The following is a 23,172-nucleotide window of genomic DNA, read 5'->3' as shown; positions in this document are numbered from 1 at the left end:
ACTGCGGTCAAGCAACCAGCTACGTGCGGCACATCCGCACATCGGCGCCGCGACCCGCTCGGCGGCAGGCCGGGCGCAGGCTCCGGGCCCGGGCGGGCAGGGGCGTGCGTGCTACCATTGTTCGATCTTCAATCCCGTCCTTCGATGTTCCAGCAATGAATTCCGAGACCCCCGCGGCCGGGCCGCAACAGGCACAGCCGCCCGCGACGTTGACGATTGCTTCGCGCGAAAGCCGCCTGGCGATGTGGCAAGCCGAACATGTGCGTGATGCGCTGCGCAAATTATATCCAGCTTGTGACGTGAAAATCCTCGGGATGACGACGCGCGGCGACCAGATTCTCGATCGCACGCTGTCGAAGGTCGGCGGCAAGGGCCTGTTCGTGAAGGAACTGGAGGCTGCGCTCGCCGACGGCCGCGCCGATCTCGCCGTGCATTCGCTGAAGGACGTGCCGATGGCGCTGCCCGACGGGTTCTCGCTCGCCGCGATCATGGAGCGCGAGGACCCGCGCGACGCATTCGTGTCGAACGACTACGCGTCGCTCGACGCGCTGCCGGCCGGCGCCGTGGTCGGCACGTCGAGCCTGCGCCGCGAAGCGATGCTGCGCTCGCGCTACCCGCACCTGGACGTGCTGCCGCTGCGCGGCAACCTCGACACGCGCCTGTCGAAACTCGATCGCGGCGACTACGCGGCGATCATCCTCGCGGCCGCCGGCCTGAAACGCCTCGGCCTGGAAGCGCGCATTCGCACGCTGATCGACGTCGAAGCGAGCCCGCCCGCCGCGGGCCAGGGCGCGCTCGGCATCGAGATCGCATCGCATCGCCACGACGTCGCCGCATGGCTCGCGCCGCTGCACGACCCGCAGACCGCGCTCGCGGTCGAGGCCGAGCGGATGGTGTCGCGCGCGCTCGGCGGCAGCTGCGAGGTGCCGCTCGCCGCGCACGCGGTGTGGCGCGCGGGCGAACTGTACCTGACGGGCCGCGTGTCGACGACCGACGGCAAGCGCGTGCTGACGGCCGAGGAGTGCGGGGCCGTGATGACCGTCGCCGATGCGCTCGCGCTCGGCCGCGCGGTATCCGACGAACTCGAGGCGCAAGGCGCGCTCGACATCGTCCGGGCGCTGCTCGCGGGCTCGCAGGCGGCCGGCAAGGGCGACGCCTGATGGCGGGCGGCGCGCGCGCGTTCACCGCTGTCCTGACGCGCCCGGACGGCCAGTCCGGCGCGCTTGCGTCGCAACTGGCCGCGGCCGGCTGCGACGTGCTCGAATTTCCGTTGATCGACATTGCGCCGGTCGACGATCCGGCGCCGCTCGACGCGGCATTCGCGGCGCTCGCCGACTACGCGCTGGTGATTTTCGTATCGCCGAACGCGATCGACCGCGCGCTCGCGCAGTACGGCGCGATCTGGCCGAACGCGCTGCCGGTCGGCGTGGTCGGGCCCGGCAGCGTCGCGGCGCTCGAGCGTCATGGCATCGCGGCGCCCGCGCATCGCGTGATCGCGCCGCAGGCGCCGGCCGACGGTGGCGTACCCCATTACGATTCGGAAAGCCTGTTCGCGAGCATCGAGGCCGCGTTCGGCGGCGCGCAGGCGCTGGCGGGCAAGCGCGTGCTGATCGTGCGTGGCGACGGCGGGCGCGAATGGCTCGCCGAACGATTGCGCGAGGCCGGTGCGGACGTCACGCTCGTCGCCGCGTACCGGCGCGTCGTGCCCGAGCCGCGCGTCGGCGCGTGGGAGCGCGTGCATGCGCTGCTCCACGGCGAACCGCATGCGTGGCTCGTCACGAGCTCGGAAGGCGTGCGCAACCTGCACGAACTCGCGCGGGCGCATCTGAACGATGCCGAGATCGACGCGCTGAAGCACGCGCCGCTCGTGACGCCGCATCCGCGGATCGAGCAGACCGCGCGTTCATTGGGTTTTGATAGGATTACGCTGACCGGCGCGGGCGATGAGCGCATCGTCCGCGCGTTTCGAACGATGGCCGACGAGGCCGTCCAACCGGCGACAGCCGCACCGGTGACTAAACGCATGACAGATACCAACGATTCCAAAAGCGTCGCTTCCCAGCCGGCCGCTGCATCCGCACCGCCGTCCCGTCCTGCCTACATGGGCGCCGAACCGCCCGCGCGCCGCGGCGGCAGCGCGGTGCTGTGGTTCGTCGTCGTCGTGCTCGGCTGCGCGGCGGGCGTCGGCGGCTACGCGCTGAACCGCAAGATCGACCGGCTCGACGGCACGTTCGTCACGCGCCAGAAGGCGCTCGACGCGCAGACGGCCGAGACGCGCATGAAGACCGAGCAGGCGCTCGCGAGCACGCACCAGGTCGACACGCAGCTTGCGCAGCTCGACGGCAAGCTCGCCGACGCGCAGAGCGCACAGCAGGCGCTGCAGCAGCAATACCAGGATCTGTCGCGCAACCGCGATGCGTGGATGCTCGAGGAAATCGACCAGATGCTGTCGAGCGCGAGCCAGCAGCTTCAGCTGACCGGCAATACGCAACTCGCGCTGATCGCGCTGCAGAACGCCGACGCGCGCCTCGCAACGTCGCAGAGCGCGCAGGCCGTCACGGTCCGCAAGGCGCTCGCGCTGGACATCGAGAAGCTGAAGGCCGCACCGGCCGCCGACCTCACGGGCCTGGCGATCAAGCTCGACGATGCGATCGCGAAGATCGACGCGCTGCCGCTGTCCGGCGAGGCGATCGTCCCGCACGAGGCGCCGAAGGCCGCGCCGGCCGACGCCGCGTCGTCGGCCGTGGCCGGCGAGCCGCGCTGGAAGGTGTGGTGGCACGACTTCTCGGCCGGCCTCGGCCAGCAGTTGAAGGGGCTCGTGCAGGTGCGCCGCATCGACAACGCGGACGCGATGCTCGCGTCGCCCGACCAAGGCTACTTCGTGCGCGAGAACGTGAAGCTGCGCCTGTTGACCGCCCGCCTGTCGCTGCTCGCGCGCAACGACAGCGCGATGAAGGCCGACCTGCACGCCGCACAGGCGTCGCTCGGGAAGTATTTCGACCAGGCATCGAAGGACACGCAGACCGTCGAGGATCTGCTCAAGCAGGTTGACGGCGCATCGCTGACGGTTGCGGTGCCGAACCTGAACACGAGCCTGAACGCCGTTCAGCAGTTCAAGAGCCGGGGGTAACGATGACGCTTCGAGGAATCGTCTGGCTCGCGGTCCTGTTCGCGATCGCCGCTGCGCTTGCCACCGTCGGCCGCTTCGATGCGGGGCAGGTGCTGCTCGTCTATCCGCCGTACCGGATCGACGTGTCGCTGAACCTGTTCGTGATCGCCATCGTCGTGCTGTTCATCGTCGTGTATGCGCTGCTGCGCATCGTGCGCAACATCTGGCGCATGCCGCAGCGGGTCGCCGCGTATCGGGCGCGTTCGCGCAACGAGAAGGCACAGGCATCGCTGCGCGACGCGATCGCGAACCTGTACGCGGGCCGCTTCTCGCGCGCGGAGAAGGCCGCGCGTGAAGCACTGTCGGTCGATGCGAACCTGGGCGCCGCGAGTCTCGTCGCGGCCACTGCCGCGCACCGGATGCACGAGTACACGCGCCGCGACGACTGGCTGTCGAAGGTCGACGCGCCGGAATGGCAGGACGCGCGGCTGCTCGCCGCGGCCGACATGCGCGCGGATGCGCGTGATGCCGACGGCGCGCTGGCCGCGCTGGCCGACCTGCAGGCGGGCGGCAAGCGCATCCATGCACAGCAGGTCGCGCTGCGCGCGCAGCAGCAGTTGAAGAACTGGGCCGAGGTGCTGAAGCTTGCGAAGGCGCTCGAGAAGCGCGAGGCGCTGCATCCAGCTGCGGCCGTGCGGCTGCGCCAGCAGGCCGCGGAAAACCTGCTGCGCGAACGCCGGCACGACCCGGACGCGCTGCTCGAGGTGTGGCAGTCGCTGTCGCCGGTCGAGCGCCAGTCGCCGCGTCTCGCCGATCTCGCCGCCGATCTGCTCGTCCCGCTCGAGCGCCGCAACGAAGCGCGCCGCATCGTCGAGGACGCGCTGGCGCACAACTGGGATGCGCGCCTGCTGCGCCGTTACCCGGATACGGCCGGCGCCGATGCGCTGCCGCTGATCCAGAAGGCGGAAGGGTGGAAGAAGGATCACCCGGAGGATGCCGACCTGCTGTTCGCGCTCGGTCGCCTGTGCCAGCAGCAGCAGCTGTGGGGCAAGGCGCAGTCGTTCCTCGAATCGGCACTGAAGCTGGCCGACAACGAGGCGCTGAAGGTGCGTGCGCATCGCGCGCTCGCGCGCCTGTTCGAGCATCTCGGCGAAACCGACAAGGCGGCGAAGCACTACCGCGAAAGCGCGCTGGCGATTACGGTGGTTTGATGCCGGTTACTCGGGCTGCCTGTTGCAGGCGACCCGCGCAACCCGCGTAAAAAAGCCCCGAATGTGCCGGAAGGCCTTCGGGGCTTTTTTTCGTCCAGGGTGGACCTGGGCGGCACGTCATGCGCCGAGTTTTGGAGCGGTGAGTCATCGTTGGCGGGATACCGAACCCGCATCTCTCGGGCCGGGAGTGTGCGGAAGCAGAAACGCCCCGCCGGCCGGAGCGGTTCCGGCCAGCGGGGCGTTTCGGGTGTCGATCGGTTATCGGCCGGCGGGCGTCATGCGCCCGACGTTACTTGTCGACCAGCCGCTTCGGCACCGACAGCGCAAGCAGCCCGCCGAGTACGAGGAACCCGGCGAGCATGTACATGCCCGAATCGTTGGCGCCCGTTGCCTGCTTGAGCCAGCCCATCATGTACGGGCTCAGGAAGCCGGCGAGGTTGCCGATCGAGTTGATCATCGCGATGCCGGCCGCGGCCGCGGTGCCGCCGAGGAACGCGGTCGGCAGGCTCCAGAACAGCGGCAGCGTCGTCAGGATGCCGATCGTCGCGAGCGTGAGGCCAAGCATCGCGAGCGCGGTCTGGTGCGCCCAGATCACCGACAGCACGAGCCCGAGCGCGCCGATCGCGGCCGGAATCGCGACGTGCCAGCGGCGCTCGCGGTGCCGGTCCGCGCTGCGTGCGATCAGGATCATCGCGACCACGGCGGCCGCATACGGAATGGCCGACAGCAGGCCGATCATGAACGTGTCGGTCACGCCGGTGGCCTTGATGATGGTCGGCAGCCAGAAGCCGACGCCGTAGAGCCCCATCACGAATGAGAAGTAGATCAGCGCCATCAGCCACACGCGCGGGCTCGACATCACGGCGCCGAGCGGCGGGTCTTCCTTGGTGGCTTCTTCAGCATCGACGTTGCGCGTGAGCAGCGCCTTTTCTTCGTCGGTCAGCCAGTTGGCCTTCTCGATCCGCTCGTCCAGCTTGAGGAACACGACCACGCCGACCAGCACCGACGGGATACCCTCGAGCAGGAACAGCCATTGCCAGCCGTGCCATCCGCTGATGCCGTCGAACGCCTTCAGGATGAAGCCCGAGAGCGGCCCGCCGATCACGCCGGACAGCGCGACGGCCGTCATGAAGAACGTCGTCATCCGGCCGCGCCGGTGCGCGGGATACCAGTAGGTGAGGTAGAGGATCACGCCGGGGAAGAAGCCCGCCTCGGCGACGCCGAGCAGGAAGCGCATCACGTAGAACATCGCGGGCGTCGTGACGAACATCGTCAGGATCGAGATCACGCCCCACGTCGCCATGATCCGCGCGATCCACACGCGTGCGCCGACCCTGTGCAGGATGATGTTGCTCGGCACTTCGAAGAGGAAATAGCCGAAGAAGAAGATCCCGGCGCCGAGCCCGTAGACGGTGTCGCTGAGGTTCAGGTCGGTCGCCATCTGCAGCTTCGCGAACCCGACGTTCACGCGGTCGAGATACGCGACCACGTAGCACAGCAGCAGGAGCGGCACGAGCCGCCACGACACCTTGCGATAGGTTGCTTCCTCGAATGCGCCGGACGAGCCCGGCAGCGACTGCGTCGATGTTGCCATGTTGTCTCCTGTCGATCAAAGTTAGCGCTTTAGCGGTTACTTGGATCCCATGCACCGCTGTCCTTGTAGTTGGCCGGGGCCGGCGTATCGATGCCAGGCCCGGTTTCGTGCGAAGCAATGCTTGGATGTCGGCCGATGGGTGTATTCCGGCGCGACAGGAGCGGCTAGATGCAGCGTCCGCCGTCGACTTCGAGACAAACACCCGTGATGAATTCAGCTTCGTCGGAGGCAAGGTAAAGCGCCGCGTTCGCGATGTCCTGCGGCGTCGAGAAGCGGCCGAGCGGGATCGTCGCGAGGAACCGGCTGCGGTTCTCGGGGGTGTCCTCGCAGCCCATGAATTCGGTCATCAACGCGGTTTCGCCGAGCACGGGGTTGATGCAGTTCACGCGGATGCGGTCGGCGCCGAGCTCGGCAGCGAGCGACTTGCTTGCGGTGATCATCGCGCCCTTCGTGCTGTTGTACCAGACGAGGCCCGGGCGCGGCCGCACGCCGGCCGTCGACGCGACGTTCACGAACACGCCGCCGCCCTGTTCGCGGAAGTACGGCACGAAGGTCTGCACGCACCAGAACAGGCTTTTCATGTTGACCGCGTACACGCGGTCGAATTCGGCCTCCGTTACATCGAGCACCGGCTTGTTGCGGTGCGTGGTGCCTGCGTTGTTCACGACGATCTGCACCGCATGGAAATCGTCGAGCGCGGCTTGCAGCAGCGCGTGCCAGTCGTCCTGCCTCGACACGTCGCCGGCCACCGCGATGGCCTTGCCGCCCGCGAGCGCGATTTCGCTCGCGACGCGCTCGGCTGCCGCGCCGTTCAGGTCGTTGACGACGACGTTCGCGCCTTCGCGCGCATAGGTCTTCGCGATGCCTTCGCCGAATCCCGAGCCGCCGCCCGTGACGATTGCCGTCTTGCCGCTCAACCGCATGGTGTGTCTCCTGTGCTGGATATGAGTGTCGTCGTGCTTCGGCACGCGGCCGGGCGCTGCCGGCCGCGTGCCAAGTGCTGCTTGCGGCGCGGTCAGCCGTGCCGGATCGCGATCGTTTTCAGTGCGGTGAAGCCGTACAGTGCCTCGAAGCCTTTCTCGCGGCCATGCCCCGAGTGGCCGACGCCGCCGAACGGCAGCTCGACGCCGCCGCCCGCGCCGTAGTTGTTGATGAACACCTGGCCCGCCCGCAGGCGCCGTGCGAGACGCATCTGGCGCGCGCCGTCGCGCGTCCAGATGCCCGCGACGAGGCCGTACGGCGTGCCGTTCGCCAGCGCGACGGCTTCGTCCTCGTCGACGAAACGCATCGCGGCGAGCACGGGGCCGAACACTTCCTCCTGCGCGAGCCGGTGCGACGGCGGCACGTCGCGCAACAGCGCGGGCGCCTGGTAGAAGCCGCTTTCGGGCGCGTCGGCGACGACCTGCCCGTGCGCGGCCATCGGAATGCCGTCGTGCTGTGCATCGGACAGGAAATCCCACACGCGCTGCTGCTGCTTTGCGTTGATCAGCGGGCCGCAGTCGAGGTCGGCGCGGCTCGGGCCGACGCGCAGCCCGTTGAACGCGGTGGCGAGGCGCTCGACGAGCGGCTCGTACACCGCGCGCTCGATCAGCACGCGGCTGCCGGCCGAGCAGGTCTGCCCGCCGTTCTGCACGATCGCGGACACGAGCACGGGCAGCGCCGCTTCGAGATCGGCGTCGGCGAACACGATCTGCGGCGACTTGCCGCCGAGTTCGAGCGTGACGGGTACGTGGTTCTCGGCCGCCATCTGCGTGACCAGCTTGCCGGTGGCCGGCGAACCCGTGAACGAGATGTGGTCGATGCCGGGATGGCGCGCGAGTGCGGCGCCGGCTTCATGGCCGTAGCCGGTGACGATGTTGAGCGCACCGGCCGGCAGCCCGGCCTCGACGGCCAGCTCGGCGACGCGCAGCAACGACAGGCACGCATCCTCGGCCGGCTTGACGACACAGGCATTGCCGGCCGCGAGCGCGGCGCCGACGCTGCGCCCGAAGATCTGCATCGGGTAGTTCCACGGCACGATGTGGCCCGTGACACCGTGCGGCTCGCGCACCGTCAGCACCGTGTAGCCGGCTTGATAGGGGAGGGTTTCGCCGTGCAGCTTGTCGGCGGCGCCTGCATAGAACTCGAAGTAGCGCGCGAGCGCGGCTGCGTCGGCGCGTGCCTGTTTCAGCGGCTTGCCGGTGTCGCGCGCTTCGATCGCGGCGAGTTCCTCGATCGAGGCGGCGACACGCGCCGACAGCCGCATCAGCACGCGGCCGCGCTCGGCGGCGCTGGCGGCGCCCCACGGGCCCGCGAATGCGTCGCGGGCCGCGGCGACCGCGCGCTCGATGTCGGGCGCCGTGCCGCGGGCGATCGACGCGAATGGCTGGCCGTCGGACGGATCGACGACCGCGATGGTTTCCAGTTGCGCGGGCAACGTCCATTCGCCCGCGATGAAGTGCTTCGCCTCTTCCATGCCAGCTCCTGTCGACCCGAGTTAGCGCTTCAGCGCTCACCCAGGCCCCATGTTTCGCGGTCGGCCGGCGACAGCGCTTCAACCGCCGACGCCGATTCCATGTAACGCCGCCGGTGGTTCGACGGCCGGGCATCCGGAACGATTATCGGCCGATCGTCATCCGGACGCCACCGGTCGATTGGCTATAATGGCGCATTCCCTTGCGGGACGCCTGCGGCGATGCATCAGCCGCGGCGCCCTGTCCCGAATTCCCATCGACCTACAGAGAGTGCTCATGAGCTTCAATCATGTTCCGGCCGGCAAGGACCTGCCGCAAGATTTCAACGTGATCATCGAGATTCCCGCGCAAAGCGATCCGGTGAAGTACGAGGCGGACAAGGAACTGGGCCTTCTCGTCGTCGACCGCTTCATCGGCACGGGCATGCGCTATCCGGTGAACTACGGCTACATCCCGCAGACGCTGTCGGGCGACGGCGATCCGGTCGACGTGCTCGTGATCACGCCGTTCCCGCTGCTGGCAGGCTCGATCGTGCGCTCGCGCGTGCTCGGCATGCTGCAGATGACCGACGAGTCGGGCGTCGACGCGAAGCTGGTCGCCGTGCCGCACGACAAGATCTGCCCGATGACGGCAAACCTGAAGTCGATCGACGACGTGCCCGAGTACCTGAAGGACCAGATCAAGCACTTCTTCGAGCAATACAAGGCGCTCGAGAAGGGCAAGTGGGTGAAGGTCGAAGGCTGGGCGGGCATCGAAGCCGCGCACAAGGAAATCACCGACGGCGCAGCGAACTACAAGAAGTAAGCGGCGTACCGGCCGACGGCCGGTTCGTGCGAAACGCAAACCGCGTGTGTCTCCTCAGGAGGCCGCGCGGTTTTGTTTTGTGCGCTGGGGGCGTTTGTGCGCGGAGACGGGCACGGCCGCAGGCGACGTGGCGGTGGACGGCGCGTCCTTCGTGCGCTTCGCGCGGCGAGGGGCAACGGGAGCCTCGGGCGCTTCGGCGGCTTGGGTAGCAGACGGGCGGCGGCGGGCCGGTGCGGGCGCGGTGTTTTCGCGTCCGTTCGTAACGGGTTTGCCGCTGGCTGCCTGCGCTTTTCCTTTCGACGAAAAAGGCGCGGCCGGTTTGTCCTTTTTTACCGGGGTGTCGCGCGATGAGGTCTTTCTTGCGATCGCATCGCTGTCGGGCTTCTTGCGTTTCGCGACCGGTGCGGATTTTGTCGCCTTGGGAGGCTTGGCGGCTTTTGCAGGCTTGTCGACCTTTTCGGCTTTCCCGGCCTTCTTCGGGCTTTTGCCCGTCTCGACCGTCTTCTCCGCACTATCGACGTTCTTCGCCTTCTTCCGCCCGCGCGCACCGGCCTTCGACCCGGCCGCGTCACCGCTCGTATCGACGGCCACCACGGCCGGCAGTACCGACTCCAGTGTCCGCAGCCCGGCCGCCAGTTCCCGCTTCTGCACCGCCGTGAGCCGTTTCACCCAGTATTCGGCGCGGGACGCGCTCGACCGGTCGGGCAGCGGAAACGACGCGAGCACCGCGCGCGGCTTGCGCGAGCGCGTATAGCGCGCGCCCTTGCCGGATGCGTGCTCGTCGAAGCGGGCGGCAACGTCGGTCGTGATGCCCGTATAGACGCTGTCGTCGGCGCATTCGATCAGATACAGAAACCAGGACATGGCAGGCCGGCGGGATGCGAAGCCGCCAGTGTCTCAGAAAAAGTGCCCGTCAACGCCACCGATCGCCGTGCCCGTCGCGGAAGCGGCTCGGCGCCGCGCCGAGTTCGCGCGTGAAGAAGCGCGTGAACGCGCTCGTCGAACGGAAGCCGACCCGCGCGCCGATCTCGCCGATCGGCAGTTGCGTATTCAGCAGCAGGTCGCGCGCTTCACCGAGCCGCGCCTGCGCGACGAGCGCGTGAAACCCGACCGCTTCGCGATGCAGCCGCCGGCGCAGTGTCCAGCGCGACATCGCGAAGCGCGCGCAGACGTGCTCCATCAATGTGTCGGCCGGCACGTCGGCGTCGTCGGACGTGCGCAGCCAGTCGCGCACGCATTGCTCGACCGACGAGCCGAACGTCGAGCGGGCACGCACGCGCTCGCGCGCGGCGTCGGCCGCATGGCGCTGGATGTCCGCGAGCGGCGCGTTGTAGCGCTCGAACGGTGTGTCGAAGCGCGCTGAGCGCAGCACGACGCGGTTGCATGCGGCATCGAACGACACCGCCGCGCCGAGGAGGTCGCGCAACGCGGCCGTCGGCGCGAACGCGCGGCCCGCGAACGCGGCTTCGTCGATCCGCACGTGCGGATCGTACAGGCGCGCGAGCGCGACGAGGATCGCGAAATTCGCGAACGCGCTGCTGGCGGGCCGGCCGTCACCCTCGTTCACGTACTCGAGTGCGATCGCGTCGCCCGTTTCATGCGCGAAAAGCCAGTCGACGTTGCCGATCAGTTCGCGGTAGCGCAGGTAGCCGTGCAGCGCGTCGCGCAGCGTCGCGGCGTTGCAGGTGATGCCCGCGAGCTCGGGGAACGGTGCGAGCCACGGCACGACCTGCGGCGGCGGCCGATGCCAGGACAACGGCCAATCGCTCATCAGCCGCATCGCGGCGACGTGCCGATCGCCGGGGATGCGCCGCGCGTCGTCGGCGAGATCGGCCGCGCCGATGCCGAGCGTCGCATACAGCGGCGCGACGTCGAAGCCGTTGCGGCGCATGTCGTCGAGCGCCTGTCGGTAGACCCGGACGGATACCGATTTCTGTCGTAACTCCATGTCTCTCTCCATGACCTTCGGGTTGCCCCCGCTGCGAGAGGTCAGGTACTGCTCCTGCCGGTCAAGCATGGTGACCGGTCGATTTTTTAAACTGGGACGCTGGAGTGTGGTGACAAGTACAACAGATCGATTCAGGCGGATCAATGAAAACTTCGCCGTTCCGGCGTTCGACGATTGCGTCGCGTGGGCGATCGAGGCGCTGCCGACGACGGTGACGCTCGCCGCGCACGGAGCCGAAGGAGCCGTGTGGCATGCGGCGAAGCCGGCCGTGACTTCGTCGCATGCCGGTGCGTTTGATGACGTTACTTGCCGCTGCGCCGGAACGGATCGTGTTCGCGCAGTTCGTCGACGTACGCATGGATATGCTCGGTCTCGCGTTCGAGAAAGCGTGCGACCGCGTCCGAGAACGCCGGGTGCGCGAGCCAGTGCGCGGAGTGCGTGACGGTCGGCAGGAAGCCGCGCGCGAGCTTGTGTTCGCCCTGTGCGCCGCCTTCGAACGTATCGAGCCCGGCCTCGATGCAGAATTCGAGCAACTGGTAGTAGGCCGTTTCGAAATGCAGGCAGGGCACGTGTTCGAGCGCGCCCCAATAGCGGCCATACAGCGTGCCGCCACCGTTTTCGCCGCGCCGGTAGACGGCGAGCGCACTCGCGATCGGCTGCCCGCCGGCTTCCGCGATCACGAGCAGCAGGTTCTCGGGCATCGTCGCGCCGATCGTGCGGAAGAAGTCGAGATTCAGGTACGGGCTCGAATAGTGTTCGCGATAGGTCTGCCGGTAGCAGCGCGAGAAGAAGCGCCAGTCGGCGTCGGTGATCTGGTCGCCGGTGAGCCGCCGGAACGTCACGCCCGCGTCGTGCACCTTACGCCGCTCGGCACGGATGTTCTTGCGCTTCTTCTGCTCGAGCGTGCCGAGGAAATCGTCGAAGTGGCGGTAGCGGTCGTTGATCCAGTGGAACTGCACGCCTTCGCGCAGCATCATCCCCATCGATTCGAGGAGCGCCGCTTCGTCGCCGGTCGGGAACAGCACGTGCAGCGACGACACGTCGCTCTGCTCGGCGAACGCGAGCAGCGTGGCCGCGAGCCGGCGGCGCGCGTCGTCGTCGGCCGCGAGCAGGCGCGTGCCCTGCACGGGCGTGAACGGCACCGCGCACAGCAGCTTCGGGTAGTAGGGCAGGTCGTTGCGCTGGTACGCGTCGGCCCAGGCCCAGTCGAACACGTATTCGCCGTACGAATGCTGCTTCGCGTAGACGGGCGCGGCGGCCGCGAGGCGGCCGGTGCGCTCGTCGGTCAGCGTGACGAAGTGCGGCGACCAGCCGGTATCGTCGACTGCGCAGCGCGCGACGTGCAACGCGTCGAGGAATTCGTGGCGCAGGAAGGGCGTCGGCTGCGCGTCGCGGGCGAGCAGCGCGTTCCATTCTTCGGCCGGCACCTCCGCGGGGGACGACAGGATGCCCGTGCGATAATCGATGCGTTCGTGTTTCAAGCGTGAATCCGTACCGTTCTGTGTCGCCGGATGCGCGGGCCTGCGTGGCCCGCACCGGGACGATTTCGTCAGCCGTTCAGGGCGCGCCGCCGGGCTGCGCCGATCCCGCCATGAAGACCCGACTCGCTCTCGCCCAGATCAACGTCACCGTCGGCGACTTCGCCGGCAACGTCGCACGGATCGTCGCGGCCGCACGCGCCGCGCACAACGATGGTGCGCAGCTGATGGTCGCGCCGGAACTCGCGCTGTCCGGCTATCCACCGGAAGACCTGCTGCTGCGGCCCGCGTTCTACGCGGCGGCGACCTCGGCACTCGACGCGCTCGCCGACGCGTTGAAAGCATTCGACGGGCTCGCGGTGCTGGTCGGCCATCCGCTACGAAGCATGGGCGAAGGCGCGCACGCGCCAGCCGTCGATGGTAATGCAAACCGCCCGATCGAGCGCGGCGTGCCGCCCACCGATACCTACAACGCGGTATCGCTGATCGTCGGCGGCGAGATCCTCGGCACCTATCGCAAGCAGGATTTGCCCAACGCCGAGGTGTTCGACGAGAAGCGCTATTTCGCGACGGACGCCGAGCCGCTCGTGTTCGAGCTGAACGGCGTGAAATACGGCGTGATCATCTGCGAGGATGCGTGGCACGCATCGGCCGCGCAGATTGCCAAGGCGGCCGGCGCGCAGGTGCTGCTGATCCCGAACGGCTCGCCGTACCACATGAACAAGGAAGCGGTGCGCTTCGACATCCTGCGCGCACGGATTCGCGAAACCGGGTTGCCGATGGTGTACGTGAACCTCGTCGGCGGCCAGGACGAGCTCGTGTTCGACGGCGGCTCGTTCGTGCTCGATGCGCAGGGCGCGCTCGTCGCGAAGATGCCGCAGTTCGACGAAGGGCACGCAATCGTCGAATTCGACGGCGCGCGGCCGCTGCCGGGCCCGATCGCGCCCGAGCTGTCGACGGACGCGCAGGTGTACCGCGCGCTCGTGACGGGCGTGCGCGACTACATCGGCAAGAACGGGTTTCCGGGCGTGCTGATCGGGCTGTCGGGCGGCGTCGATTCGGCGCTGGTGCTGGCCGTCGCATGCGATGCGCTCGGGCCGGAGCGCGTGCGCGCGGTGATGATGCCGTCGCGCTTCACGGCCGACATCTCGACCACCGACGCGGCGGAGATGGCGCGGCGCGTCGGCGTGCGCTACGACGAGATCGCGATCGCGCCGATGTTCGATGCGTTCCGCGCATCGCTCGCGGGCGAGTTCGCGGGCCGTGCGGAAGACGCGACGGAGGAGAACATCCAGGCGCGCATTCGCGGCACGCTGCTGATGGCGCTGTCGAACAAGTTCGGCTCGATCGTGCTGACGACGGGCAACAAGAGCGAGATGGCGGTCGGCTACTGCACGCTGTACGGCGACATGGCCGGCGGGTTCGCGGTGATCAAGGACATCGCGAAGACGCTCGTGTACCGGCTGTGCCGCTATCGCAACGAAACGGCCGACTACCCGCTGCGCGACGTGATCCCCGAGCGGATCCTCACCCGCGCGCCGTCGGCCGAACTGCGCGAGAACCAGACCGACCAGGACAGCCTGCCGCCGTACGACGTGCTCGACGCGATCATGCGGATGTACATGGAAGAGGACCGGCCGCTCGCCGAGATCGTCGCGGCCGGTTATGCGCAGGCCGACGTCGAACGCGTGACGCGGCTCATCAAGATCAACGAATACAAGCGCCGCCAGGCGCCGATCGGCATTCGCGTCACGCATCGCGCGTTCGGGCGCGACTGGCGCTATCCGATCACGTCACGTTTCACCGAACGTCTCGATTGAGCGGTGCTGGGCCGCATGCGGCCCGCAGGCTTACAATCGGGGTCGCGATTTTTCATCCAAACGAGCATTGGGGGACAACCACCATGAAACGCATCACTGCCATCATCAAGCCGTTCAAGCTGGACGAAGTCCGCGAAGCGCTCGCCGAAGTGGGTCTCACGGGCCTGACCGTGACGGAAGTGAAGGGCTTCGGCCGCCAGAAGGGCCATACCGAGCTGTATCGCGGCGCCGAATACGTCGTCGACTTCCTGCCGAAGATGAAGATCGAGGTGGTCGTTGCGGAAGCGCAGGTCGACCAGGTGATCGATGCGGTGATCGGCGCGGCGCGCACCGGCAAGATCGGCGACGGCAAGATCTTCGTATCGGACGTCGAGCGCGTGATCCGTATCCGCACCGGCGAAGAGAACGAAGCGGCCGTCTGAGCGCCGCGTCCGCGCCATTCGATCACTTCCCAGCCGCTTCGGCCGATCGGGCCACGGGTCGCAAGAACTCGCCGCCCAAGAAAAAACGGTGCGGATACCCGGTTGGGTACCGCACCGATACGCGCCTCTCGCAGCAGCGTGGAAAGTGTTGTCGAATCGTTCTTTGACGGCGCCTGATCAGAACAGGTGCTGGATGCCGGCGTAGACGCCGGTCTGGCTGCCGCCCGGATGCGGGTTGCCGGTCGACACGGCGGTGCCTGCACCGTTCGCGTTCAGACCGAAGTTGGCCGACGAGCTGTTGCGCACCGTCGCGGCCTGCAGGTCGAACAGCGTGCGCTTCGAGATGTTGTACGAACCGCCGATCGTGTAGATGTTCGCGTTGCCGCCGCCGTGGTTCGCGTTCACGTGATACACGGCCGCGATCAGCGCCGCTGCCGGCGTTGCCTGCCACGTCACGCCGCCCCACACTTGTTGGGTACCGGTCACGCCGGCGTTCACTGCCGGACCGCCGCTGCCGTCGGCGCGCGATGCCTGGTAGGCCGCCTGAACCTTGAACTGGCCGAGGAACACGTTCACGCCCGCGAAGTATTCACGCGAGTAGTTGAACACGTCCGAGAAGCGACCGTTGCTGTCGCGCGTTTCGTCGTAGATGCCGCGCAACTGGAACAGCGAGTTCGTGTAGGTGACCTGACCGCCCATTGCACGGCCCGGTTGGCCGGCCGTCGTGTTGCCGTTGAAGCTGGTCGAGTTCGAGAACGAGAACTGGCCGTAGAAGTCGAGGCCGTAGAGCGACGGCGACTGGTACGACACGTTGTTGCTGGTCTTGTTCCAGTTGCGGCCGCGCACCAGCGATGCCGTCGACCAGGCCGACTGGCCGAACGGGTCGAAGTCCCATACGCCGTTGGCGATCGCGAGCTCGCGACCCAACAGCAGCGTACCGTATTGGTCGTTCGAGATACCGACGGTCGCGAAACGATCCCAGATCGAGCCGCTGAAGCCGCCCGTCATCGTGTTGAACGCGCCTTCGAGGTGGAACAGGACCTTGTTGCCGCCGCCGATGTCCTCGCTACCCTTCAAGCCCCACAGGCTCGTGCCCCAGTCGCCGCTTTCCGCGCGCACTTGGTGGCCGTTTTGCAGGCCGTTCAGGTATTCGATGCCTGCATCCAGGCGGCCATACAGCGTGACGCTGCTCTGCGCGTGCGCCGTCACCACCCCAGCAGCCATCAGCGCGGCCGCGACCAAAGCTTTCTTCATCATCTCCTCCATACCCTGTCAAAAAGTCAACCCAGACTGCACGAGATGCCCGGAGCGCGAGCGCCGGGCAAAAGCGGGATAACCAGGGAGACCTCGTGCAGGGCCGGTAAGCGCAGCACGCGGGCAAGCGGACGGAAAACCGTTGAGCGGTCCCGCGCAGCCGGGTCGGCCTGCGGGGTCTCCTTGTAGTGTCGTGAAGCTAAACTACATTTCACGAACTTCGTTTTGCTACTTTGGTTACTAATTTAGCAAAAATACAATTTTGTGGCGATGGAAATCGTTGTTTGACTAACACGTGTCGCCAAATTGCCATGCAACACGGTGGGCAACAGGGGTGCCAAGGGTTTGCAATTAACGGAAAACCCTTGTCCTGCAAGGGAGACACGAATTTTGCAAACAGGGGTCAAGGATTGCCACTATTGACGCTGCGAGGGCGCGGGCGTAGGCGTCGGATACGAGAAATTGGTAAGTATTTCGTAATGAATGGGCGGCTGCCGGATAGGGCCGGCGGGTGCCTGAAACGCTTGTCCGGCAACGCACGGCGCGATGTACCGACCTGTGTCGGTCAGGCAGCGGCGGGCCTTGCGTCGAGCAACTGCGCGCGAATCCAGCGATGCGCATCGGTGCGCGCATGCTTCGCGTGCGAGTAGACCTTCACGGTGTAGCGCGGGATCTCGAACGGCGCCGGAAAGAGGCGGATCGGCGCCGCGTGCCGCAACGCCTGCGCGGCGCGGTTCGGCACGGTCATCAGCAGCGCGGATTCCGCGATCACGAACGGCGCGGCCAACACGGTCGGCAACTGCACGGCGACCTGCCGCGCGAGGCCGAGCCGGTCGAGCACATGGTCGACGACACCGCGCGACTCGTTCCACGGCGTGACGACCACGTGGCGTGCCGCCAAGTACTGGTCGAGCGTCAGGCGCCGGCGAATCTCCGGATGCGTGGCGCTCGCGATCACGACGTAGTCGTCGGAGAACCAGTCGAAGTCCTCGATGCCCGGCGCGTCGGCCGCCGATTCCTCGTGGTAGCCGAGCGCGAAATCGATGCGGCCGGCCGCGAGTTCGTCGACGGAGATCTTCCGGTCGGAATGCACGACGCGGATCCGTAATTGCGGCGCGACATGCTGGATGCGGGCGAGAAACGCCGGCAGCACGGCGAATGCCGTGTAGTCGGTCGCCGCGAACACGAACGTGCGGTCGCTTTGTGCGGGATCGAAGCGGCGTGCGCGGGCGAGCCCCTTCGACATCGTGTCGAGCGCGTCGCCGGCCCACGTGGCGATGTCGTCGGCGCGCACGGTCGGCTGCATCTCGTTGCCGAGGCGCACGAACAGCGCGTCGCCGATCGCGTCGCGCAGCCGCGCGAGCGCGTGGCTCAACGCGGACGGGCTCAACGCGAGCTCGTGCGCGGCCGCGGCGACGGACCGGTGGCGGTACAGCGCATCGAACACGAGGAGCAGGTTCAGGTCGAGGCGGCGCAGATCGGGATGCATCATGTTCAGGTCCGGATGAAGAAACTGCACTTCCTGCAGGGGCTGCATGAACGTAGCATGACGCTCTGATGGGTGCCAGCGCGGCTGCGCGGCGCCATTCCCCGTTTCACACCCGGGCCGGAGGAGGGCTCAACCCGTGCAAATCGACATCCGTTCCGCCACCGTCGCCGACGTGCCGCAGATCCTGCGTTTCATTACCGAGCTGGCCATCTACGAGAAGGCGGAACACGAAGTGATCGCGACGCCCGCGTCGCTCGAGCGCAGCCTGTTCGGCGAGGGATCGCCGGCGCGCGCGCTGATGTGCGAGGTCGACGGCGAGCCGGCCGGCTTCGCCGTGTATTTCTTCTCGTATTCGACGTGGCTTGCCCGGCAGGGGCTGTATCTCGAGGATCTGTACGTGTCGCCGCGTTTTCGCGGCGCGGGCGCCGGGCTGCGGCTCTTGAAGGCGCTCGCGCGGATCGCGGTCGAGTCGGGCTGCGGGCGTTTCGAGTGGAGCGTGCTCGACTGGAACGAGCCGGCAATCCGCTTCTACGAGAGCGTTGGCGCGGCGCCGCAGAGCGAATGGGTGCGCTACCGGCTCGCGGGCGACGAACTGCGTGCGTTCGCCGACAGCGCGCCGGTGAGCGCCGCGTAAACGCAAAACGGGCGCCGCGCGGCGAACCGCGGGCGCCCGCTCGACCAGCGTGCGTTACTTGAGGCTGCCGGACAGGAACCCGCGCAGGCGTTCGCTCTTCGGGTGGGCGAACACCTCGGACGGCACACCTTCCTCCTCGACGCGGCCCTGGTGCAGGAACATCACGTGGTTCGACACGTTGCGCGCAAAGCCCATCTCGTGCGTGACGACGATCATCGTGCGGCCTTCCTCGGCGAGCTTCTGCATCACCTTCAGCACTTCGCCCACCAGCTCCGGGTCGAGCGCCGACGTCGGCTCGTCGAACAGCATCACGTCCGGATGCATCGCCAGCGCGCGTGCAATCGCCACGCGCTGCTGCTGGCCGCCCGACAGGTGCGACGGATACTGCTTCTCGACGCGCGGCGCGAGGCCGACTTTCTCGAGATACTCGCGTGCGCGCTCCTCGGCCTCCTTCTTCGGGATGCCGAGCACGTTCACCGGCGCTTCCATCACGTTCTCGATCACGTTCATGTGCGACCAGAGGTTGAAGTGCTGGAACACCATCGACAGCTTGGTGCGCACGCGCTGCAGCTGCTTCGAATCGGCCGCGCGCAGCGCGCCCGTCTTGTCGAGCGCGGTGCGCACTTCCTCGCCGTCGACGAAGATGCGGCCCGCGTTCGGCTGCTCGAGGAAGTTGATGCAGCGGAGCATCGTGCTCTTGCCGGAGCCGGACGAGCCGATCACGCTGATCACGTCGCCCGAGTTCGCCTTCAGCGACACGCCCTTGAGCACCTCGTTGTCGCCGTACCGCTTGTGCAGATCGTCGACGAAAAGCTTCTGAGTCTGGGAATTCATCAATAGTCCTGCGAAAACTTACTTGCCTTGCGGGCGCAGATACGCGAGCCAGCGGCGCTCGGCCTGGCGGAACAGCCAGACGAGCGTGAACGAGATCACGAGATAGAGCAGGGCGGCGATGCCGAACGCGTGGAACGACATGTAGGTCGCCGAGTTGACGTCACGGGCGATCTTCAGGATGTCCGGCACGGTCGCGGTGAAGGCGACGGTGGTCGCGTGCAGCATCAGGATCACTTCGTTGCTGTACAGCGGCAGCGCGCGGCGCAGCGCCGACGGCAGGATCACGCGGCGATACATCGTGAACGTCGACATCCCGTACGCCCGCGCGGCTTCGATCTCGCCGTACGACGTCGCCTTGATCGCGCCCGCGAAGATCTCGGTGGTGTACGCGCAGGTGTTCAGCGTGAACGCGAGCAGCGTGCAGTGCATCCCGTCGCGAAAGAACGCGTCGAGCATCGGCGTGCCGCGCACGGCCTGCAGGCTGTAGAGGCCCGTGTAGCAGAGCAGCAGCTGCACGTAGAGCGGCGTGCCGCGGAACACGTACGTGTAGAGCCACACGGCGCTCGACAGCCACTTCTTCTTCGATACGCGTGCGACCGCGAGCGGTATCGACAGGCAGAAGCCGAGGCCGATCGACACGACCAGCAGCCACAGCGTGATCGCGACACCGGTGATGCGATAGCCGTCGGTGTAGAGATAGTTGCGCCAGTATTCTTGGATGAGTTCGATCATAGGTCAGCCTTGCGGACGCCGGTCGAGTAGCGCTTTTCGAGCCACATCAGCACGAAGTTCGAGATCGTCGTGATCGCGAGGTAGACGGCACCCGCGATCAGCGTGAAGAAGAAGAACCGCAGCGTGCCCTTGCCGGCATCCTGCGACGCCTTCACGACGTCGGCGAGGCCGATGATCGACACGAGCGCGGTCGACTTCACGAGCACCTGCCAGTTGTTGCCGATGCCCGGCAGCGCGAAGCGCATCATCTGCGGGAACATGATCCGCGTGAACACCTGCCAGTTCGTCATCCCGTACGCGCTGCCGGCCTCGAGCTGGCCGCGCGGGACCGACAGGAACGCGCCGCGGAACGTCTCGGTGAAGTACGCGCCGTAGATGAAGCCGAGCACGAGCACGCCGGCGAGGAACGGGTCGATGTCGATCTGGTCCCAGCCGAGCGCGTCGGTCGCCATGTTCAGCCAGATCTGCAGGCTGTAGAACAGCAGCAGCATCAGCACGAGGTCGGGCACGCCGCGGATCAGCGTCGTGTAGACGGTGCCGACGCCGTTCGTGAAGCGGTTGCGCGACAGTTTCGCGCCCGCGCCGAGCAGGCCCAGCAGGAACGACAGCGCAAGCGAAAGCACCGCCAGTTTGACGGTTTGCCAGGTGCCAGCGAGGATCAGCGGGCCGTAACCTTGTAGAAACATTGAGTGGTCCCTGGTGTGGTCCCTTAGGGCGCACGCGGTGCGCCGCGAAAGACGCGTTCCGCCCAAGCTGCGCGGAACGCCCCGTGCGTATCATGACCGTCCGCCCCGGCATCGGTGCCGGGCCCGCCCGTCGCGCGAACGACGGGCAAGGGGGCGGGCGGCGCGTGGTTGACTGCCTGTACTGCCCGGATACGAGGCCGCCCCCGCATCCGTCGTCTCTTCTTTTCGTTGCTCAGCGGGCCGAAGCCGAATAGACGCTGAACGCGAAATACTTGTGCGACAGCCGGTCGTACGTGCCGTCCTTGTGCATGTCGGCCAGCGCCTTGTTGATCTTGAGCTTCAGGTCCGTATCTTCCTTGCGCAGGCCGATCGCGGTGCCGTCGCCGATCGTCTTCGGATCCTTCACTTCCGGCCCGGCAAACGCGAAACCCTTGCCGCGCGGCGTGCGCAGGAAGCCGTAGTCGGCCTGCAGCTCGTCCTGCAGCGTCGCGTCGAGACGGCCCGAGCCGAGATCGGCATAGACCTGGTCCTGGTTCTGGTAAGGAATGATCGTCACGCCCTGCGGTTCCCAGTACGCCTTCGCGTAGGTTTCCTGCGTCGAGCCCTGCTCGACGCCCACGCGCTTGCCCTTCAGCGACACGATCGTCGGCAGCAGCGGCGAGCCGGTCTTCGCGATCATCCGCGCCGGCGCGTCATATACCTTGTCGGAGAAGTCGATCTGTTCGCGGCGCTTGTCCGTGACGGTCAGCGACGACACGATGACGTCGTACTTCTTCGCCTTCAGCGCCGGGATGATCCCGTCGAGATCCTGCGCTACCCACACGCATTTCACGTTGATTCGCTTGCAGATTTCCTTGGTGAGATCGACGTCGAAACCGACGATCTCGCCGCTCGGCGCGGTCGACTCGAACGGCGGGTAGCTGGCGTCGACGCCGATCCGCACGGTCTTCCACTCCTTCGCGAAGGCGCTGCCCGCCATGAGGGCGAGGGCGGCGCACAGGGCGGCCTTCTTCATTTCCATCCTTCTGTTGCTGACTTTCCGGGAGCGCTCGCGGCCGGTCGGACCGGGCGCCGCGGCGTATTCTAGACGGCCAAAAATCGCCGAACGGCGCTCTGGCAATGGCGGCCGCCGGAACGGCGAACGCCAAAAGGCCGGTATTTTACCCGAACGCGATACCCGGAAACCGGCAATCCGGGCCGACCGATCGATTCTTCGACGCATTGATCCCGCTGTTGCGATAATCGTCGCATTCGCAATGACCATTGCGTCGATTGCATCCGCCGGTGCAACGATCCGGTGCGCAGGCGGCGGATTGTGGCGCGATTGGCACACTCATACAGTGATGCATGGCAGAACCACGCATCTCACGGAGTGTCCGTCCCATGTTCCAGATCCGCCGCGCCGCCGATCGCGACCAGCGCAGCCATGGCTGGCACGAATTCCTTCACAGCTTTCCTCGGGCGTCGGGCCGGAGCGGACCGCCGGCGTTCGGCGCGTTGCGCGAACTGAATGAGGAATGCATCGCGCCGACCCGCGGCTACGGGATGCGGCCGTACCGCGACGCGGAAATCGTCACCTACGTGCTCGACGGCGCGCTCGCGCATCGCGACAGCCTCGGCAACGGGGCGATCGTCCGCGCGGGCGGCGTGCAGCGCGTGAGCGCCGGCACCGGCGTCATGCTGAGCGAAACCAACGCGTCGCGTGACGAGCCGCTGCGCCTGCTGCGGATCTGGCTCGCACCGGCCGGGGCCGGCGGCCGGCCCGGCTACGTGCAGACGCGCTTTGCCGATGACGAGAAACGCGGCCGGCTGCGGATAGTGGCGGCGCCGGACGGTGGCGACGGTGCGCTGCCGATCGGTGCGGACGCCCGCATCTTCGCGGGGCTGATCGACGGCGACGAGGCGGCGGCGTTCGACGTGCCGGCCGGGCGTCGCGCGTACGTGCACGTGGTACGCGGCGACCTCGAGGTGAACGGCTGTGCGCTGGCCGCAGGCGACGGCGTGCGGATCGGCGGCGTGGACGCGGTGGCGTTCGCGCGCGGCCAGGCGGCCGAGGTGCTGCTGTTCGACGTCGCCTGACATGCAAAAAGGGGACGCGGGCCGGTGCCCGCGTCCCCTTCGATGCCGCTGCACGGAGCGGCCCGCCGGCTTACTGCGCCGGCGCCGACGCGGCCTTGGCCGCGCGATGCTGCTCCCAGCGCTCCTTCATCTTCTCGTGGCGCTGTTCCATCTTCGCGAACTGCTGCTTGAGCGCCGTGCTGACCATCGTCTTCTGCTGGTCGTTCAGCCCGTTGTAGAACGTGAGCCACGCGGCGGACGTCTGCTCGCGCAGTTGCGCGTTCTGCGCCTCGGCCTGCTGGCGTGCCGAGTGCATTGCGCTCAGGTCGAGGATCGGCTGGTTCTGCTGCGCCTTGAACTGGTCGCGCATCTGCTCGTGGCTCTTGCGCATCGCGTCACGGTTCTGCTTCATCGTGTTGACGGCCGCCTGCCATTGCTGTTCCTGCGACGCGTTGAGCTTCAGCTGGTCGTGCAGTTTCATGATCGCGCCGAACGGGCCGCCTTCGTGCCCGCCATGCATCTGGTGGGCGCCGGGGCCGCCCGGAGGCGGCATGTCGTCGGGCTGCGCGGCATGCGCGGTGCCGAATGCGAGAGCGAGCACGGTGGCGGCCGCGATGGCCACGCGGGAAGTCTTCTTATACATTTC

General features: G+C 67.3%; 21 protein-coding genes. 8 read left to right on the top strand and 13 right to left on the bottom strand.

Features of this window, described 5'->3' with window-relative positions:
* The first annotated feature begins 155 nt into the window (after nt 1-155).
* The 3 genes from hemC to F3J15_RS13390 are packed head-to-tail and all read left to right on the top strand — an operon-like array spanning nt 156 to nt 4,320.
* Nucleotides 156-1,160, top strand: a complete 1,005-nt coding sequence (gene hemC / locus F3J15_RS13400) for a hydroxymethylbilane synthase (protein ID WP_069248593.1) — start codon at nt 156-158, stop codon at nt 1,158-1,160.
* On the top strand, nt 1,160-3,130 hold the full coding sequence (gene hemDX / locus F3J15_RS13395; RefSeq protein WP_166891591.1) for a fused uroporphyrinogen-III synthase HemD/membrane protein HemX: 1,971 nt from the start codon (nt 1,160-1,162) through the stop codon (nt 3,128-3,130). The genes hemC and hemDX overlap by 1 nt, the downstream gene beginning before the upstream one ends.
* Before the next feature lie 2 nt (nt 3,131-3,132).
* Complete coding sequence (locus F3J15_RS13390) at nt 3,133-4,320, top strand: heme biosynthesis protein HemY (protein ID WP_069248591.1); 1,188 nt, start codon at nt 3,133-3,135, stop codon at nt 4,318-4,320.
* Nucleotides 4,321-4,609: 289 nt separating this feature from the next.
* Here the strand turns inward: F3J15_RS13390 and F3J15_RS13385 are convergent, their stop codons facing one another.
* The 3 genes from F3J15_RS13385 to F3J15_RS13375 form a co-directional block, all read right to left on the bottom strand.
* Nucleotides 4,610-5,914 (bottom strand): MFS transporter, encoded by a 1,305-nt coding sequence (locus tag F3J15_RS13385; RefSeq protein WP_166891588.1) that lies wholly within the window; start codon nt 5,912-5,914, stop codon nt 4,610-4,612.
* Between the two features lie 164 nt (nt 5,915-6,078).
* On the bottom strand, nt 6,079-6,837 hold the full coding sequence (locus F3J15_RS13380; protein ID WP_069248588.1) for an SDR family oxidoreductase: 759 nt from the start codon (nt 6,835-6,837) through the stop codon (nt 6,079-6,081).
* A 92-nt stretch (nt 6,838-6,929) separates the two neighbouring features.
* A complete protein-coding gene (locus F3J15_RS13375) occupies nt 6,930-8,369 on the bottom strand; it encodes an aldehyde dehydrogenase family protein (RefSeq protein ID WP_069248587.1) in 1,440 nt (479 codons plus the stop codon).
* A gap of 274 nt (nt 8,370-8,643) precedes the next feature.
* Here F3J15_RS13375 and ppa point away from each other — a divergent pair, with 274 nt between their 5' ends.
* A complete protein-coding gene (gene ppa, locus F3J15_RS13370; RefSeq protein WP_034178734.1) occupies nt 8,644-9,171 on the top strand; it encodes an inorganic diphosphatase in 528 nt (175 codons plus the stop codon).
* Between the two features lie 54 nt (nt 9,172-9,225).
* Here the strand turns inward: ppa and F3J15_RS13365 are convergent, their stop codons facing one another.
* The 3 genes from F3J15_RS13365 to F3J15_RS13355 all read right to left on the bottom strand — a co-directional run bounded on the left by F3J15_RS13365 (nt 9,226) and on the right by F3J15_RS13355 (nt 12,600).
* A complete protein-coding gene (locus F3J15_RS13365; protein WP_166891585.1) occupies nt 9,226-10,035 on the bottom strand; it encodes a GIY-YIG nuclease family protein in 810 nt (269 codons plus the stop codon).
* Between the two features lie 49 nt (nt 10,036-10,084).
* Nucleotides 10,085-11,119 (bottom strand): AraC family transcriptional regulator, encoded by a 1,035-nt coding sequence (locus F3J15_RS13360; RefSeq protein WP_089446200.1) that lies wholly within the window; start codon nt 11,117-11,119, stop codon nt 10,085-10,087.
* A 302-nt stretch (nt 11,120-11,421) separates the two neighbouring features.
* Nucleotides 11,422-12,600, bottom strand: a complete 1,179-nt coding sequence (locus tag F3J15_RS13355; RefSeq protein ID WP_166891582.1) for a GNAT family N-acetyltransferase — start codon at nt 12,598-12,600, stop codon at nt 11,422-11,424.
* A gap of 110 nt (nt 12,601-12,710) precedes the next feature.
* Here F3J15_RS13355 and F3J15_RS13350 point away from each other — a divergent pair, with 110 nt between their 5' ends.
* Nucleotides 12,711-14,417 (top strand): NAD+ synthase, encoded by a 1,707-nt coding sequence (locus F3J15_RS13350; protein WP_166891579.1) that lies wholly within the window; start codon nt 12,711-12,713, stop codon nt 14,415-14,417.
* Nucleotides 14,418-14,500: 83 nt separating this feature from the next.
* Complete coding sequence (locus tag F3J15_RS13345) at nt 14,501-14,839, top strand: P-II family nitrogen regulator (protein WP_006398637.1); 339 nt, start codon at nt 14,501-14,503, stop codon at nt 14,837-14,839.
* A 177-nt stretch (nt 14,840-15,016) separates the two neighbouring features.
* On the opposite strand, the gene F3J15_RS13340 is transcribed toward F3J15_RS13345, so the two are convergent.
* Together F3J15_RS13340 and F3J15_RS13335 are read right to left on the bottom strand one after the other, a co-directional pair.
* Complete coding sequence (locus F3J15_RS13340; RefSeq protein WP_069249348.1) at nt 15,017-16,096, bottom strand: porin; 1,080 nt, start codon at nt 16,094-16,096, stop codon at nt 15,017-15,019.
* 562 nt (nt 16,097-16,658) lie between these two features.
* Nucleotides 16,659-17,630, bottom strand: a complete 972-nt coding sequence (locus F3J15_RS13335; RefSeq protein WP_231937721.1) for a LysR family transcriptional regulator — start codon at nt 17,628-17,630, stop codon at nt 16,659-16,661.
* Nucleotides 17,631-17,718: 88 nt separating this feature from the next.
* Here F3J15_RS13335 and F3J15_RS13330 point away from each other — a divergent pair, with 88 nt between their 5' ends.
* Nucleotides 17,719-18,216: a GNAT family N-acetyltransferase gene (locus F3J15_RS13330; protein WP_011352855.1), complete on the top strand. Its 498-nt coding sequence runs from the start codon at nt 17,719-17,721 to the stop codon at nt 18,214-18,216.
* A 54-nt stretch (nt 18,217-18,270) separates the two neighbouring features.
* Here F3J15_RS13330 and F3J15_RS13325 read toward each other — a convergent pair whose 3' ends face one another.
* The 4 genes from F3J15_RS13325 to F3J15_RS13310 form a co-directional block, all read right to left on the bottom strand.
* Complete coding sequence (locus tag F3J15_RS13325) at nt 18,271-19,050, bottom strand: ABC transporter ATP-binding protein (RefSeq protein WP_089446196.1); 780 nt, start codon at nt 19,048-19,050, stop codon at nt 18,271-18,273.
* An 18-nt stretch (nt 19,051-19,068) separates the two neighbouring features.
* Nucleotides 19,069-19,782, bottom strand: coding sequence for an ABC transporter permease (locus F3J15_RS13320; protein ID WP_059233487.1), 714 nt, complete (start codon nt 19,780-19,782; stop codon nt 19,069-19,071).
* The gene (hisQ, locus tag F3J15_RS13315; protein ID WP_021158491.1) at nt 19,779-20,468 is read right to left on the bottom strand and encodes a histidine ABC transporter permease HisQ; all 690 of its coding nucleotides are present in this window, start codon (nt 20,466-20,468) and stop codon (nt 19,779-19,781) included. Before hisQ ends, F3J15_RS13320 begins: the two co-directional genes overlap by 4 nt.
* Nucleotides 20,469-20,700: 232 nt before the next feature.
* The gene (locus tag F3J15_RS13310) at nt 20,701-21,483 is read right to left on the bottom strand and encodes an ABC transporter substrate-binding protein (protein ID WP_144020652.1); all 783 of its coding nucleotides are present in this window, start codon (nt 21,481-21,483) and stop codon (nt 20,701-20,703) included.
* A 368-nt stretch (nt 21,484-21,851) separates the two neighbouring features.
* Here F3J15_RS13310 and F3J15_RS13305 point away from each other — a divergent pair, with 368 nt between their 5' ends.
* Nucleotides 21,852-22,547 carry a pirin family protein gene (locus F3J15_RS13305; protein WP_166891576.1) on the top strand — a complete coding sequence of 232 codons (696 nt, stop codon included), beginning with the start codon at nt 21,852-21,854 and terminating at the stop codon, nt 22,545-22,547.
* 70 nt (nt 22,548-22,617) lie between these two features.
* Here F3J15_RS13305 and F3J15_RS13300 read toward each other — a convergent pair whose 3' ends face one another.
* Nucleotides 22,618-23,169: a periplasmic heavy metal sensor gene (locus F3J15_RS13300; protein WP_069248580.1), complete on the bottom strand. Its 552-nt coding sequence runs from the start codon at nt 23,167-23,169 to the stop codon at nt 22,618-22,620.
* Nucleotides 23,170-23,172: the final 3 nt, after the last annotated feature.

It is taken from the genome of Burkholderia sp. Ap-955, from assembly GCF_011753045.1.
Taxonomy (GTDB): domain Bacteria; phylum Pseudomonadota; class Gammaproteobacteria; order Burkholderiales; family Burkholderiaceae; genus Burkholderia; species Burkholderia lata_D.
Note: the sequence above shows the minus strand (reverse complement) of the source record. Positions and strands in the feature narration are given on the sequence as shown.

What these genes read in the sequence shown, in the direction of transcription:
- F3J15_RS13310 (WP_144020652.1), bottom strand. Translation starts at nt 21,483, where the DNA reads ATGAAGAAGGCCGCCCTGTGCGCCGCCCTCGCCCTCATGGCGGGCAGC.
- F3J15_RS13350 (WP_166891579.1), top strand. Translation starts at nt 12,711, where the DNA reads ATGAAGACCCGACTCGCTCTCGCCCAGATCAACGTCACCGTCGGCGAC.
- F3J15_RS13300 (WP_069248580.1), bottom strand. Translation starts at nt 23,169, where the DNA reads ATGTATAAGAAGACTTCCCGCGTGGCCATCGCGGCCGCCACCGTGCTC.
- F3J15_RS13335 (WP_231937721.1), bottom strand. Translation starts at nt 17,630, where the DNA reads ATGCAGCCCCTGCAGGAAGTGCAGTTTCTTCATCCGGACCTGAACATG.
- ppa (WP_034178734.1), top strand. Translation starts at nt 8,644, where the DNA reads ATGAGCTTCAATCATGTTCCGGCCGGCAAGGACCTGCCGCAAGATTTC.
- F3J15_RS13385 (WP_166891588.1), bottom strand. Translation starts at nt 5,914, where the DNA reads ATGGCAACATCGACGCAGTCGCTGCCGGGCTCGTCCGGCGCATTCGAG.
- hemDX (WP_166891591.1), top strand. Translation starts at nt 1,160, where the DNA reads ATGGCGGGCGGCGCGCGCGCGTTCACCGCTGTCCTGACGCGCCCGGAC.
- F3J15_RS13390 (WP_069248591.1), top strand. Translation starts at nt 3,133, where the DNA reads ATGACGCTTCGAGGAATCGTCTGGCTCGCGGTCCTGTTCGCGATCGCC.
- F3J15_RS13365 (WP_166891585.1), bottom strand. Translation starts at nt 10,035, where the DNA reads ATGTCCTGGTTTCTGTATCTGATCGAATGCGCCGACGACAGCGTCTAT.
- F3J15_RS13340 (WP_069249348.1), bottom strand. Translation starts at nt 16,096, where the DNA reads ATGATGAAGAAAGCTTTGGTCGCGGCCGCGCTGATGGCTGCTGGGGTG.
- F3J15_RS13305 (WP_166891576.1), top strand. Translation starts at nt 21,852, where the DNA reads ATGTTCCAGATCCGCCGCGCCGCCGATCGCGACCAGCGCAGCCATGGC.
- hemC (WP_069248593.1), top strand. Translation starts at nt 156, where the DNA reads ATGAATTCCGAGACCCCCGCGGCCGGGCCGCAACAGGCACAGCCGCCC.
- hisQ (WP_021158491.1), bottom strand. Translation starts at nt 20,468, where the DNA reads ATGTTTCTACAAGGTTACGGCCCGCTGATCCTCGCTGGCACCTGGCAA.
- F3J15_RS13375 (WP_069248587.1), bottom strand. Translation starts at nt 8,369, where the DNA reads ATGGAAGAGGCGAAGCACTTCATCGCGGGCGAATGGACGTTGCCCGCG.
- F3J15_RS13325 (WP_089446196.1), bottom strand. Translation starts at nt 19,050, where the DNA reads ATGAATTCCCAGACTCAGAAGCTTTTCGTCGACGATCTGCACAAGCGG.
- F3J15_RS13345 (WP_006398637.1), top strand. Translation starts at nt 14,501, where the DNA reads ATGAAACGCATCACTGCCATCATCAAGCCGTTCAAGCTGGACGAAGTC.
- F3J15_RS13380 (WP_069248588.1), bottom strand. Translation starts at nt 6,837, where the DNA reads ATGCGGTTGAGCGGCAAGACGGCAATCGTCACGGGCGGCGGCTCGGGA.
- F3J15_RS13320 (WP_059233487.1), bottom strand. Translation starts at nt 19,782, where the DNA reads ATGATCGAACTCATCCAAGAATACTGGCGCAACTATCTCTACACCGAC.
- F3J15_RS13360 (WP_089446200.1), bottom strand. Translation starts at nt 11,119, where the DNA reads ATGGAGTTACGACAGAAATCGGTATCCGTCCGGGTCTACCGACAGGCG.